This window comes from Robiginitalea marina (assembly GCF_024006985.1).
In the GTDB taxonomy this organism is placed as follows: Bacteria; Bacteroidota; Bacteroidia; order Flavobacteriales; family Flavobacteriaceae; genus Robiginitalea; species Robiginitalea marina.
Map to the genome: position 1 here is coordinate 1 of NZ_JAMXIB010000021.1, position 13,783 is coordinate 13,783.

Annotated in this window: 10 protein-coding genes and 2 tRNA genes; 5 read left to right on the forward strand and 7 right to left on the reverse strand. The window is 56.7% G+C overall.

The window, feature by feature from the left end; genetic code table 11:
* Positions 1-329: 329 nt before the first annotated feature.
* From NG653_RS14455 to NG653_RS14470, 4 genes are all read right to left on the reverse strand, one after another.
* Positions 330-414 (reverse strand) — tRNA-Leu (locus tag NG653_RS14455).
* A gap of 34 nt (positions 415-448) precedes the next feature.
* Positions 449-524 (reverse strand) — tRNA-Gly (locus NG653_RS14460).
* Positions 525-638: 114 nt separating this feature from the next.
* Positions 639-1,967: a Gfo/Idh/MocA family protein gene (locus NG653_RS14465; RefSeq protein WP_252742434.1), complete on the reverse strand. Its 1,329-nt coding sequence runs from the start codon at positions 1,965-1,967 to the stop codon at positions 639-641.
* Positions 1,968-2,096: 129 nt separating this feature from the next.
* Complete coding sequence (locus NG653_RS14470; RefSeq protein WP_252742435.1) at positions 2,097-2,825, reverse strand: ion transporter; 729 nt, start codon at positions 2,823-2,825, stop codon at positions 2,097-2,099.
* 185 nt (positions 2,826-3,010) lie between these two features.
* Between NG653_RS14470 and NG653_RS14475 the strand changes: the two genes are divergently transcribed.
* The 5 genes from NG653_RS14475 to NG653_RS14495 all read left to right on the forward strand — a co-directional run bounded on the left by NG653_RS14475 (position 3,011) and on the right by NG653_RS14495 (position 8,150).
* Positions 3,011-4,261 carry a S8 family peptidase gene (locus NG653_RS14475; protein ID WP_252742436.1) on the forward strand — a complete coding sequence of 417 codons (1,251 nt, stop codon included), beginning with the start codon at positions 3,011-3,013 and terminating at the stop codon, positions 4,259-4,261.
* A gap of 318 nt (positions 4,262-4,579) precedes the next feature.
* On the forward strand, positions 4,580-5,812 hold the full coding sequence (locus tag NG653_RS14480; protein WP_252742437.1) for an OmpP1/FadL family transporter: 1,233 nt from the start codon (positions 4,580-4,582) through the stop codon (positions 5,810-5,812).
* Between the two features lie 124 nt (positions 5,813-5,936).
* The gene (locus NG653_RS14485; RefSeq protein ID WP_252742438.1) at positions 5,937-6,572 is read left to right on the forward strand and encodes a SanA/YdcF family protein; all 636 of its coding nucleotides are present in this window, start codon (positions 5,937-5,939) and stop codon (positions 6,570-6,572) included.
* Positions 6,573-6,606: 34 nt separating this feature from the next.
* Positions 6,607-7,860, forward strand: a complete 1,254-nt coding sequence (locus tag NG653_RS14490; protein ID WP_252742439.1) for an NRAMP family divalent metal transporter — start codon at positions 6,607-6,609, stop codon at positions 7,858-7,860.
* Between the two features lie 98 nt (positions 7,861-7,958).
* Entirely contained in the window at positions 7,959-8,150 is a 192-nt protein-coding gene (locus tag NG653_RS14495) for a hypothetical protein (RefSeq protein WP_252742440.1), read from the forward strand.
* 4 nt (positions 8,151-8,154) lie between these two features.
* Here the strand turns inward: NG653_RS14495 and NG653_RS14790 are convergent, their stop codons facing one another.
* The 3 genes from NG653_RS14790 to NG653_RS14510 all read right to left on the reverse strand — a co-directional run.
* Positions 8,155-10,083, reverse strand: coding sequence for an OmpA family protein (locus NG653_RS14790; protein WP_305882151.1), 1,929 nt, complete (start codon positions 10,081-10,083; stop codon positions 8,155-8,157).
* Positions 10,084-10,092: 9 nt separating this feature from the next.
* Positions 10,093-11,070, reverse strand: a complete 978-nt coding sequence (locus tag NG653_RS14505) for a PorP/SprF family type IX secretion system membrane protein (protein WP_370281140.1) — start codon at positions 11,068-11,070, stop codon at positions 10,093-10,095.
* A gap of 19 nt (positions 11,071-11,089) precedes the next feature.
* Positions 11,090-13,783, reverse strand: a 2,694-nt coding sequence (locus NG653_RS14510) for a T9SS type B sorting domain-containing protein (RefSeq protein WP_252742441.1), incomplete at its 5' end; no start/stop codon positions are given.

Sequence of the window (13,783 nt, forward strand, 5' to 3'; positions counted from 1 at the left end):
CCCAATACGTACCAGATAGCTGAAAACCCCGGGGACGGGAGCTATCGCCTGGCAAGCAGGCGATGAGTCACGACCGAACGGGGTGAAAATGGAAAACACTGCCCATATTACTTACACAAACACGTGCCCGAAAACCGAAAACCGCAGCGACGGGAATTGCTCGTTCCTGCGGAACTTCGCGAGTCCTGACCGAACGTTTTGAAATACTAAAGCCGGCCCGCGGTGCGGGCATATCTTTTTTATTTTGCACCCATTCGCTCAGGCAAGCCTGGCTCTGGATGCAAAACAAAAAAGCCAGTGCTTTCAGCACCGGCTTTTCGTCTTATCCGTACTCGGGACGGGACTTGAACCCGTACGGCCGCAATGGCCATTGGATTTTAAGTCCAACGTGTCTACCAATTCCACCACCCGAGCGGAAACAAAAAAACGCTGACGGGCAGCGTTTTTGTGGAGCGAAAAACGGGATTCGAACCCGCGACCTCCACCTTGGCAAGGTGGCGCTCTACCAACTGAGCTATTTTCGCATGGTCGTCAGCACGGAACGTCACTACCGACGCGGAGGCAAATTTACGATATTTCTGTAAAATGCAAAGAACTTTTTGGCAAATGAAAGGACCTGGTTATCGTTTCCGCCCCTTTCAGAATTCCCGATAGGTTCCGGAGAGGAAGGCATTGGCTTCCTCCTCGGCAAACCGGGCGCGGGCCGAATCCCAGTGCAGGGTCTGCCCGGGGAATCGGCCGGCGACGACCCCCAGCAGGATGGTTTCCGTGAGGCGGGCGGCATAGGAGAAGGGGGCGGAACACTCCCCCTCCCCCAGGCAGGCATCCACAAACTGGTGGTAGTGCTTGTTGCTTTCGCTTTCGTAATCGGTCACCGGGCTGCCCAGGTTGAAGGCAGCGAAGTCCATTTCGCGATACTCCCCGTCCACGATCAGCTGGGGCAACTTCATAAAATGCGGGAGGTACAACCTGCCCTTTTCCCCCATGAACATGGCTCCCTGGTCGTGCAGAGGTTCCCCCCCGGGCAGGGCGAGGTCGGGGTGGGCGGGCGGGGCCCCGGGCCCGTCGTACCACACCCAGGTAAGGGTTTGGGCCGTATAGGGGGTGCCGGGGAATTCATAGGTGACCGTATTGTTTTCGGGGAAGCCAAACCCATTGGGCGGGCGGCAATCGGTGCGGATGGTCCGGGGCACATCCAGGGCAAGGGCGTTGTAGGGGGTATCGAAGATATGGACACCCATATCGCCCAGGGTACCGCAACCGTAATCGAGCAGCTTGCGCCAGTTCCCGGGGTGGTAGGTCCCCTCCTTATAGGGCCGTTCCTGGGCAGTGCCCTGCCAGAGGTTCCAGTCGAGGAATTCGGGTACCGGGTCGCTGCCTTCGGGCTCAGGGCCGTCGTACCCCCAGTTCTTGGGCGACCAGGCCCGTACCGTATGCACCTTGCCGATAATGCCCGACTGGATCAGCAACGTGGCGAGTTTGTAGTCGTAAAAGGAGTGTACCTGTATGCCCATTTGGGTAATGAGGTTCTTCGCTTCGGCCACCTTTCGCATTTCCCGGGCTTCCGATACGTGGTGGGTAAGCGGTTTCTGGCAATACACCGGCTTGCCCAGTTCCATGGCCATCAGGGACGCCGGGGCATGGGTGTGGTCGGGGGTGGAGACGATCACGGCATCGATCCCCTCGGGCATGTCGCGGAACATCACCCGGTAATCGGAAAACACCCGGGCCCCCGGGTGCAACTGCCGGGCCGCCTGCAGGTAGCGGGTATCCACATCGCACAGGGCCACCACCTCAACACGCGGGTGGGAGGCAATCGCCTTGAGGTCTTCGGCCCCCATGTTCCCCACCCCGATATGGGCGGTGCGCAGGCGCTGTTGCGGGTTGTTATAGGCCATAAATGATGGGGCCAGGGCAATGCCCAGCGCCCCCAGGCTGCTTTTCTTGAGAAAATCCCGTTTGTCCATAGGGGTTAATTTTTTTTTCAGGTGGCCCGACTGGCAGACCCGGTATAAGATAGGTAATTTTCTTTATGCCTGCTGCCATTTCCGGTTCCCTTCCCTGGTAGTTCGGGGTAGTCCTGGAAAAGGCCCGGGCTACATTTCAGCTTCTTGCTCTTTGCCTTCTTCGATTTGCCGGGCCCGCGACAGGGCTGAGGCTACCAGGCCGGCCGGGATGGTCACAATCCCCACCCCGATGATCAACACGAAAAACGTAAAAATCTTCCCCCCCACCGTAACGGGGTAAACGTCCCCGTAGCCTACCGTGGTCAGGGTAACGATGGCCCACCAGAAGCTGTGGAAAATGGAGGCAAAGGACTCGGGCTGGGCCTCATTCTCGAAGTAATAGATGCCGGCAGAGGTCAGGTATACCATAATCAGGGCTATGAGGAAGAACAATACGATTTCTTCCCGTACCAGGCGCGCTGCGATATGGAAGCGCTTCAGGGCGCGGTTGTAGCGGATCAGCTTGAAGGCCCGGAACAGGCGGAGGATGCGGAACGAACGCAGCGCCCTCAGGTCCATGGTTGTGGTCAGGTAGAAAGGTAAAATGGCGAGCAGATCAACCAGGCCGTAAAAACTGAAAATATATTTCAGTCGGTTTTGGGCTACGTAAATCCTGAGGACATATTCCAGGGTGAATACAACCACGCAAAAGGTTTCGAACGCCAAAAGCAGGGCCTGGGTGTCGTCACTCAGCCCGGGAAGGGTTTCCACGGCAAAGGCAAACAGAGAGAGGAAGATCAGGGTTTGGATGAAATAGTCAAAATTCCTGCCAATGGGGGTGGAATTATCTTCCAGGAGAGTCCAAAGCCGCTGTTTCATGGTGTGTGGATCTTGATTGCGGTAAAGATATCCGCCTCCGTCCAATCAGTCAAGGAAATTTTCCACGCCCGCAAAGGGAGCCTCCCATGTTGCTTTCCCGGATAAAAAATGAGGTTATTTAAGTTTTTTTTAACTTTTTAGCTATTTTAAGGGCTCAAAATCCGATAACACCAAACCCATTACGTATGAAAAAACAGCTCAAACTTGCCAAAACCTGCTTGCTGGCCGGGGCACTCGGCCTTTTTGTAGCCTGCGAAAACTCAGGGGAAGAAGAGGCTTTCGAAGCCCTGGAACAACAGGAAGACCTCCTGGTGTCTTATGGCTACCAGGTTATTCCCAACCAGTATGTGGTTACCCTGAAGACAGGAACCCTGGGTAGCCAACCTGCGGCAAAAGGGGCCGGCAGCTATAAACAGGCTATGGACAACAACAAGATACAGCTCCTATCCCTGTTCGGAAAATCGAACCTGACCCTCGATGCCGTCCAGGCCGTATACGGGTATAGCGTGGAAGGCTTTGCAGCCCAGCTGACCGACGACCAGTTACAGGTACTCCGCCAGGACCCGAGGGTAGCCTCCATCGAGCCCGATTACCTAATCATCCTGGCCCCGCCCCCGGGGAAAGGACCCGGAGGCGGCGATGGCGGCGGCGGGGGAGGCAGCACCTCGCAGACGACCCCCTGGGGCATTACCCGTGTAAACGGGGGGGTTGCCTATACGGGGAACAACAAAGCCTATATCCTCGACTCCGGGATCGACCTGGACCACGAAGACCTGAATGTCAATGCAGGGGCCGGCTTTAACGCCTTCACCAGCGGCAAAGATTCCAGGAGCCTCGATGACGGCAACGGCCACGGGACCCACGTGGCCGGAACCGTGGCAGCCCTGAACAATACTGTAGGCGTAATCGGGGTCGCTGCCGGTGCCCCTGTAGTACCCGTTAAGGTGCTCGACAGCAGGGGTAGCGGCTCGTATTCCGGGGTCATCGCCGGGGTCGATTTTGTCGCTTCCACTGGCAGCAACGGCGACGTGGCGAACATGAGCCTGGGCGGGCCGGTCTCCGTAGCCCTTGACAATGCAGTAGTAGCCGCTGCGGCTTCTGGTATAAAGTTTGTCCTGGCGGCCGGGAATTCCGCTACCAATGCAGGGAATTCGTCCCCTGCCCGGGCAAACGGCGCCAATGTCTACACGGTCTCCGCCATGGGACAGAACGATACCTGGGCCTCCTTTTCCAACTACGGGAACCCCCCTGTGGATTATTGCGCCCCGGGGGTGGGCATTGCCTCCACCTGGAAAGATGGCGGATACAACTCCATCAGCGGCACCTCCATGGCGGCGCCCCATGTGGCAGGCATCCTCCTGCTGGGAAATATCAGTAATGGTGGTACCGTAAGCGGAGACCCGGACGGGAACCCCGATACTATCGCTTCCAACTAAAAAGCATCTTCTTACCTTTAAAAGCCAGGCGCACTCTGCCTGGCTTTTTTTTATTCCCCCCGGAAAGGCAAACCGGCCATTCCCATGAATTCAGGATCCCCGGAGGCCCTGCAAACGTTACAATTTATGATTATTATCATATCCTGACTTCCCCTTGAGGCGTATCTTCGCCTTAACAATCCAACCCAGCCAGTAACCCGGCAACGTAGCCAATGCATCTTTTTTAACCCATTAAACCTTTCTGAAATGAGAAACCTGGCAACATTTTTATTGATGTTCTGCTGCATTCCCTGGGCCTTTTCACAAACTGGCCACATTATGCAGGGGGTGGGATCCGTAAACATGTCCATGGGGGGCGCCTCCACCGGACAACCGCTCGACATTTCCGGTGCCCTGCACTGGAACCCGGCGGCCATTACTGTATTTAAGGACAACCAGGCCCGCTTTGACCTGGGGCTGTTCTTTTCCTCACCCGAAGTAAGCTCCACCGTACCCGTATTTGACGGCAACGGACAGCCCACAGGGCAGTTTGTGAGCGGCACCACGGAAGACGACCGCGGGGTATCGCCCCTGCCAGCCCTGGCGTACAAAATGGCTTCGACTTCCAAACACCACTTTGGCTTTTCCGCCTTCGGGATCAGCGGCTTCGGGGTTACGTTCCCTGAAAGCAATACCAACCCGATCAACTTCCCGCAAAGCCAGGGCGGCTTTGGCAGGGTGGAGTCCAATTACACCCTCCTGCAGGTGGGCGTGGCCTATGCCTACCAGCTGACCGATAAGCTTTCCGTCGGGGTACAGCCCACCTTAAATATGGGCTCCCTTGACCTGACCCCCAACCCCACCGCCAACCCGACCCAGGCAGGTTATCCCAGCACCGACGGGGCCGCCACCGCTTTTGGCTTCGGGGCCCAGTTCGGGGTGTTCTTTGACTCAGGCACCGGCTTCAAGGCAGGGGCTTCCTATAAAACCACCCAGACCTTCGGGGACTTCGAGTTTGACAACGTGTACCTCGATGGCACCGATGGCACCAACGAATTCAACCTCGATTATCCGGCCATCCTTTCCTTTGGGGTAGGCTACTCTGCAGGGAACTTCGACCTGGCCCTGGACTACAGGAACGTCTATTACGAAAATACCGACGGTTTTGAAGCCTCCGGCTGGACCCAAACCGCCTCTGTGGCCGGCTTTGGCTGGGAGAACATCACCATCCTCTCTGCCGGTATCCAGTACAAGGGGGTAAACAAGCTTCCCCTCCGTTTGGGGTACACCTATAGTTCCAACCCCATCCGGGATGACCTGGCGTTCTTCAGCGTCCCGGCCACGGCCATCATCAAAAACGCCTTCCAGGTGGGTGTGGGCTACGAGCTGACCGACCGGTGGCAAATCGATGGGGTGTTCCATTACGGAACCTCCGGGGATGCCACTTCAGGCCCCCTGCTGAATCCGCAGTTCGCACAGAACTTTCCACCCAATGGCGCTATCCCGGGAAGTGAAGTGTCCTACGACATGACTACCTCCATGTTCATGTTCGGGGCGCAATACAAATGGTAATGCCTTTAGGCCTACAGTAATAAGCACAGGAAAGGCCCCGGGAACCCCCAGGGGCCTTTTTCAATTCCGGCTCCTTGTGACCGACCAAATTATGTACCTTTAATCTGCGCTACTGCCAGGGACTATGAGAAAACGAATCCGCAAGAGGCTGCTCGCCCTTTTGGTGCTTCCCTTCCTGATTTTTACGGGGTGCTACTTTATCATTGAACTGTCTACCCGTAATCGAATCTATACCGAGGTGGATGCCATCCCCTACAACCGGGTGGGCCTGGTGCTGGGTACGGCCCGCCACCAGGTGGGCGGGGGGATCAACCCCTTTTATCAGCACCGTATCGAGGCGACCCTCCAGCTGTACGAAAGTGGGAAGATTTCCCGGGTCCTGGTCAGCGGCGACAACGGGAGCATCTACTACAACGAGCCGAACACCATCAAAAAAGACCTGGTGGCCGGGGGCATCCCGGCCGACCACATCTACCTCGACTACGCCGGGTTCCGCACCCTCGATTCCATGGTCAGGGCCCGGATCGTCTTCGGGCTGGATTCGGTGACGGTCATTTCCCAGGAATTCCATAATGAACGCGCCCTTTTTATCGCCTCCAAAAAAGGCCTGCATGCCCTGGGCTTCAACGCCGGGGACGTGGAGGGGGCCAAAGGGCTGAAGGTGCACCTGCGGGAATATTTCGCCCGGGTAAAGGTATTCCTGGACCTCATTTTCAATACCGAGCCCCGGTTTTACGGGAACCGCATCGAGATCGGGTAATCAGGCAAAGTTTGTATTTTAGTCCGCTGACACTATGAAGGCATTAAAGGCATTACTGAGAAACCTGGGGCCGGGCCTGCTTTTTGCCAGTATGGCGATCGGGACTTCCCACCTGGTGCTGTCCACCAAGGCCGGGGCCACTTACGGGTGGGGCATGGTCGTTCCCATCCTGCTCGCCAACCTGCTGAAATACCCCTTCTTCGAGTTCGGGATCCGGTATACCAACGTAACCGGGCGCAGCCTGGTGGAAGGATACGCAAGGCGGGGAAAACCCTATATCTGGGTCTATGCGGCCATTACCCTGGTAACCACCTTTACCATTTTAGCGGCCCTCTACGTCGTTACCGCCGGGTTGCTGGGCAACCTCTTCCGGATCGAAGGGGTTTCTGTGGGCGGCATTGCCCTGGGGCTTTTTGTTTTTGTTTCCGCCCTGTTGATCGTGGGCCGGTACAAACTACTGGAAACCTCCCTTAAATTCGTGGTGTCCATCCTGTTTACCGCCCTGCTGGTCACCACGGTTTTGGTGCTTTACAAGCCTGCCGTGCAAACCATGCCCGGCTTCGAGCCCCCTCCCCTGTTCGACTCGGTGGGGATCCTGTTCCTGATCAGCCTGATCGGGTGGATGCCCACGGCCGTAGAAGCCAGCAGCTGGATCAGCCTGTGGAGCCTTGAAAAGTATAAGGCGATGGGCAGGAAGCCCTCCCTGAAGGAGGCCCTTCAGGAATTTAATTCCGGGTATATCACCACCGCCCTGCTGGCGGTATTCTTCCTGCTGATCGGGTACCGTACCCTGTACGGCACCCAAACGGAACTCAGCGGGAATGCCACCACCTTCGCCGACCAGGTGGTGTCGCTGTTTACCACCCATATCGGGGAATGGGCTTACCTGTTTATCGCCGTGTCGGCCTTTGCCACCATGTTCAGCACCTGCATGACCGCCCATGACGCCATTGCCAGGGTAAGCGTGGATGTGCTGGAGAACCTCCGCCCCGAACGCAAACGACTGGTTAAGAAATGGCATTACGCCGCGGCCGTACTGCTGCTGACCGGGGTGAATTACCTGGTACTGGTGGCCTTCGGGGCCAATATGGGGGTCCTGGTAGCCCTGGCTACCTTTATTTCCTTTGTCCTGGCCCCTCTGGTCGGGTATATGAACCTCAGGAACGTCACCAGCGCGGACCTGCCCGAGCAGTACCACCCCGGGCCCGGCCTGCGCCTGCTGACCTACCTGGGGATTGTATTCCTTTCCCTTTTTGCCGCGTATTACTGCTGGATTATGCTTTTCTGACAAAAAACACCCGGTAAACCAGTGCCCTAACACGGATTTAACACCCCAAAGTTGACTTGTGTCGGGGTTTTTGCAAGCTTTGCAACAAACCAGGTTGTATGAAGTTGATTCGAATTGATCGGAAAACCCGCGTTGAAAAACGTTTTACCCCCCAAATGGGCCGCCTGTATACCCGGGTGACCTACATCCGCAAAAAAGTTTTGGGCATCCCCTACAAAACCCTGCACAAATACAGGGAAACCTACTACGGGGAAGTGAAGGCGTGCAGCGATTGCGTGCTGCAGCGGTAACCCTTTACAGCTCGCTGTAATTCAGGACCACAAACGGGTAGCGCTCGTTTTGTTTGTGGAGTACATCGAGGCAATAGACCCCGTCCGTACAGTTGTTGATGATTTGCGTTTCGCCATACCCGGCCACTTCGGCCAGGGTTTCCGGGGCGACCCCTTTGGAGATCAGGTATTCCCGGATGGCCTGCGCCCTTCGCTGGGATAGCTGCAGGTTCGTGTTGGCACTGCCCCTGCTGTCGGTATGGGCTTCAAGGCGGATCCTTAAGGCAGGGAACTTGATCAGGACCCCTGCCGCCTGGTCGAGGACCGCAGCGATTTCCGGGGTAATCTGGTCGCTGTTGGTGCGGAAGTGGAAACGCTCCACCCGCAAAAGGGTCTGGTCGGTCTGCTGCAACACCACCGCCTCCAGGGGGGTCAGCTGGATCTTCAGGGGCCTGCCAACCAGGTCTGGCTGGCTTGCCGTATTGCCGAGGTCGAGGGTCTCATAGCGGTCGCGACCTACCTGGACAGAAATGCTGTCGCGCATGGGGATTTCGAGCCTGAAGGCCCCATCCTCCGCGGTATAGGTTTCCCGGATAAGCCTGCCTTCGGGGTCCAGCAGGCGCACAAAAGCTTTTTCCACGCCCAGGGCGCTGGGGTCCTGGACATTCCCCCGCACCACCAGGGTCTTCATCCCCGGCTTCTGGTCTACGGTAAACCCATAGAGGTCATCCTTCCCGACACCGCCTTCCCGATTCGAGGAAAAATAGCCCGAATATCCGCCTGCCGGGTCGGCTTTGATGATAAACCCGAAATCGTCCCGGGGGGAATTTATCTGGGAGCCCAGATTTACGGGAATACTGAAAAAATCGCCTTCCTGCACCTCGGCCTTATAGATGTCCATCCCCCCAAGGCCATAGAACACGTCAGAGGCAAAGTACAGGCTCCCGTCAAAAACATAGGGGGAAATTTCGTTCCCGGGGGTATTGATCTGCGGCCCCAGGTTCACCGGTTCCGACATGATCTGCCCATTGTTGGTATATACGTAATACAGGTCGGTGCCCCCGTATCCCATATTGAAATCGGCCGCAAAGTAGAGCCTCCCTGTGGCGCTGTCGAAGAACGGATAATAAAATGAGGTCCCCAGGTCGCGGAACAGGTTGCGGAAGACCCCATCGCGCCCGGCCCTGACAATGCCCAGGGTATTTTTCCCTTTGGGGTCAAAAGCCAGCGACCCGGTTTCATCCATATTGGACCTGACGTAGAACAGGGCATCGAGGGATTCACTGTAAAAGGGCGTGGCCTGGTGGTATTTGATCCTGGGGATCCAGGGCAGGGCAGAAGGCATGGTAGCCTGTCCGTCGCCCTGTATCGTGGTCACATAGATGTCCATATAAGATTCCCCGGATGGGATATAGGTTTCTTTGGCCGCGAGGGGGCGGGAAGAAGAAAACAACACCTGGTTATCCCCGAAAAAAGCGGGGGCAAAATCGGCCTGCTTGCTGTTTATGCTCAGGGGGAAAATGCGATAGTTGCTTGTGGGGGCCGGGGCATCGCCCAATACTTCGTAATTGAAGGCCGTGTTTTCGAGCAGGGCTTCCGACAGCTGGTCCGAACGGGTACTCAAAAAGGCCCTGGCCCGCTCGGGGCCTGAGGTCCTGGAAAGGGACTGCAGCATGGTATTGAACTGGGCGTTGGTCATCAGGCTGTCTTTCTTGTACACCTGCAGGAAGGTTTCCGCGGCCTGGTCGAATTGGCCGATGCGGAAGTAGGCGTCGGCCAGGTTCAATTCCTGTGCCGGGCTCAGGGAATACTGCTTGCTTTCCTCCTGGTACGCCTTCACGGCTTCTTTGAAGGCGTACTCAAAATAATACTGGTCCGCTTTGGAACCTTTCTGAGCGGAAAGCAACCCAAAAGCGATGAGAAATAACCCTGTGATGAACTGTTTTTTATTCATACCCAATGCCTAAAAGAATCGCGGACTGTCGATTTGTTGTCCCTTACCCTTACCCTTCCGGCCGTCCTTATCGCGGGATGCCGCCCCGCCCCTGCCGGGGTAGAACTTAATGATGGCTTCGTGGGAGCCGCTGTTGAACCCTCCCAGGCCATTGGTGTTGTAATCATAGGAATAACCAAGGAAAATGCTGTTGGTCACCTGGAAGCCGGCCAGCCCGCTAACCGCATTATCAAAGCGATAGGCCGCCCCAAGGGTAAAAGCGTCGTTTAACAGGAAGTTGGCCGAAACGTTCCCGTTTACCGGGGCGCCCTGGATGTAGTTGACCAGGAAGGCCGGTTTGAATTTCAGGTTGTCGTTGAGTTCAAAAATATACCCCCCAATGAGGTTAAACTGCATCTGGTCTTCCACCACCTGGGCCACCTCATTGCTGTAGAGGCCATCGGTAAGGAAGTTAGGCACCGACACCCCGAGGTACCATACCCGGTGGTAAAGGAACAACCCCGCCCCGATGGTGGGGGTGAATTCATTTAGGGTTTCGGCCCCCAGGATGGGTTCCCCGGGGTTCTCGAAGGTTCCTTTGGAAAAGTCGACATTCAGGAAGCTCCCCCCCACATCCAGGCCAAAGGACAGGAACACATCGTACTCAAATTCAATTTGGAAGGAATAGGAAACATCCACAAACGTCTGGGTGGTGGGCCCCAGCTGGTCATTGACCGCATTGAACCCCAACCCGTGCTTGCGGTTGCCCAGCGGATAATTGACCCCAAAGCGGATCGTCCGGGGCGCCCCGGGGATGTCGATCCACTGGGAACGGTAAAGCAGGTTGTACTCAGGGGATTCCACGCTGCCCACATAAGCGGGGTTAAAGCTCCCGATATTGTACATGTACTGGGTGTAGAACGGTTCCCGCTGTGCCTGCAGGGGCCCGAAGGCCAGGAGCAGCATCAACAGGGGGGCCGCCGATGGGAGGCAAAAAACCTTTTTCACTTTTTGCAACGTGTCCATATTATCGAATCAGTTGAATCCACCCCTTGGCCACCTCCCGGTCAGGGCCGAGGTTGAGGAGATAATAATAGGTGCCTTCAGGCGCCCTCTCACCCTTAAAATTCCCATCCCAAACCTGGTCATTGGTCAGGTTGCTGGCCTCAAAAACCAGTTGCCCGTACCGGTTGAAGATCTGGATGGAATTTGTGGGGAAGGTGGCAATGTCCCTCACCACCAGGAAATCATTGATCCCGTCTCCGTTCGGGGAGAACTGGTTGAAGACAAAACCGGGTTCCGCTTCCACCGGGATATTGACGTCTACCAGGAGCACGTCTTCATTGTTCCCGGGGTTGCCGTCAGACGGCGAGGAACCCAGGATGCGGGCCGCATTGGTGAAATCACCCGCTTCGGGGACGATGACGCTGATACGCAGCTCGGCCGATTCCCCGTTTTCCAGCCGGTTTATGGTCCAGATCCCGGTAGCCGGGTCATATGCATTTCCGGCAATGGGGCTGAAGCTGTGGAACTGGTATTCAAACCCCGTGGCCGTTGCGGGCGTTACCAGGTCCTCCACCCGGATATTGCTCACCGGGCCTTCCAGGGATTCATTCCTGACGATCACCAGGAAAACCACCCAGTTTCCGGCCAGGGGCCGGATCACTTCCCTTTGGAAACGGCCCACATTCCCGGGCCCGGACCCAAAGGCCCCCCATTTTTCAAGGACCAGGTCCACACCCTCCGTCTGGGAGAGTTGCAGGACCACCGTGCTGGTATTGTTTTCGGCATTGCGGTCGTCGGGGAAGGAAGTCAGCAATTCCGCCGTATTGGTATAGACCCCTCCTTCCAGGACGGTTACCCTGACCTCCAGGGTTGCTGTGGCCTGGGGCCCCAACTCCGGGATCTCCCAAAGTCCGGTTTCGGGGTCATAGTCCCCTACTGAAGCGGTATGCGACAGGTATGTAAAGCCGGTTTCGAGCAGGTCACCGATCTGGATATCGGTAACCCCTCCTGAATTCAGGTTTTCCACGGTAATGGTAAAGGCGACTTCCTGCCCGATGTCAACCTGAAGGTTGTCTGCCGTTTTGGTAATGGCCAGGTCCACGCAGGTCGGGCTGTCTGCATTCGGGACGCAGGGGTTGTTATTGGCAGGGTCCTGCTGGTCGTTTACCAGGTCACCGTCGGCATCCTCGATGGTGGATTCCAGGGCGTCGATAATGCCATCGCCATCTTCATCGAGGGGGTTGGTCGGATCGGGGCCCACTTCCGTCCCATCGTCGATCCCGTCTCCATCGGTATCGAGATTATTAGGATCAGTGCCAAGGGCAGCCTCTATTCCATCGAGTAATCCGTCCCCGTCGGTATCCGTATCACAGTTTGTGACCGTTATGCTCACCTCCACCGATTCATCCGTACACGGGGCCTCCGCTACGTTGGTGGTATACCGGAAGATATACGTCCCTGCCGCAAGGCCGGTAAAATTGAGCAGGTTCCCGGGGTCTATGGTCAGGCTTCCCGAGGGGTCCTGTACGATCTCCCAGGTACCCGGGTCGGCCCCTTGCAGGCGGTCGTCCAGGTCCAAAGTGGTGGGGCCATTGGCGGGGTCGCTGCAGGAGGAGGCATTGGTAGCCGTCCCGGCGCTGACCACAGGCGATATGGTGGCAATAACTTCCACCCGGGGCGAGGAGGTACAGCCATTGGCTGTGGCCTCTACCCAAAACGAGGAGGTGGCCTGCAATTCAGAGGTCGTAAAGGATGTGCCGCTGAAAATCGGGGTCCCGCCGGTTTCCTCCGTATACCAAAGGATGTCGGGGGCCGAGGCACTCCCGGGGGTTTCCCCGGCAGCAGACAGGACCAGGGAGGCAGGGCCACAGCTTTCAGCCCCGGTAACCTGGGTAATGGAAGGGGTTTCATTCCGCACCAGGGTAATTACCAAAGGTGATGGGCTGGCACAGAGGTTAACGGCATCGTAGAAAAAGGCGTAGTACGTACCCGGAGTGGGGTTTTGCACCTGGGAGGCCGAGAGGTGCCCGTCCGTGATCAGGGGGTCCGGGTTGATGCTCCAGGTCAGGGTCGTCCCGGCCGGGGCAGTGCTGTCCGTATAGGCACTGAGCGGCAGGAGGGTGTCTTCTGTACAGAAATCCGTAGGCACATCTGCATTCAGAACTGGATTCGCCCCGGCGTTGCACTGATCGTCGTTTCCAATGGTTCCAACCCCGGTAATATCTCCCGGGGCGGCACCCACTATGTTGGAAAGAACCACCAGAAAGGTTTCGCTGGGTTCAACTTCGGTATCTCCCCTAACCCGAACCGTGATTGTTGTACTGGTGGTTCCGGCCTCAATCGTTCCACTTCCGTCAGCAATCGAAACATAATCATCCCCTGCCGTGGCCGGGTTGGTTCCTGTTGCATCCTGAGCCGTTTCGTAATCAAAAGTAATATCCGAGAGGGCATTTCCCCCATCAATGCTTACCGGAAAAACAAAATCAGTGAACCCTGTGTTTCCTTCAGCCTGGCCGACATTGCCTATGCTGATATTGTGTTCATCATTATCAGTGATGGTCCCGGTAGCCGTATCACTATCTGCGATCGCTGCATTACTTGCTGTGAGGCTGACGGTGAAAGTTTCCGTCCCTTCCACTATGGCATCATCTAAAGTCGCCACCGTGAACTGCTGTGTCTCCCCCGCTGTTCCTGCAAAATTCAGCACCTGCGGGGC

Coding starts and splice junctions, on each gene's coding strand:
- NG653_RS14465 (WP_252742434.1), bottom strand. CDS start 1,967: ATGGACAAACGGGATTTTCTCAAGAAAAGCAGCCTGGGGGCGCTGGGC.
- NG653_RS14470 (WP_252742435.1), bottom strand. CDS start 2,825: ATGAAACAGCGGCTTTGGACTCTCCTGGAAGATAATTCCACCCCCATT.
- NG653_RS14475 (WP_252742436.1), top strand. CDS start 3,011: ATGAAAAAACAGCTCAAACTTGCCAAAACCTGCTTGCTGGCCGGGGCA.
- NG653_RS14480 (WP_252742437.1), top strand. CDS start 4,580: ATGCAGGGGGTGGGATCCGTAAACATGTCCATGGGGGGCGCCTCCACC.
- NG653_RS14485 (WP_252742438.1), top strand. CDS start 5,937: ATGAGAAAACGAATCCGCAAGAGGCTGCTCGCCCTTTTGGTGCTTCCC.
- NG653_RS14490 (WP_252742439.1), top strand. CDS start 6,607: ATGAAGGCATTAAAGGCATTACTGAGAAACCTGGGGCCGGGCCTGCTT.
- NG653_RS14495 (WP_252742440.1), top strand. CDS start 7,959: ATGAAGTTGATTCGAATTGATCGGAAAACCCGCGTTGAAAAACGTTTT.
- NG653_RS14790 (WP_305882151.1), bottom strand. CDS start 10,083: ATGAATAAAAAACAGTTCATCACAGGGTTATTTCTCATCGCTTTTGGG.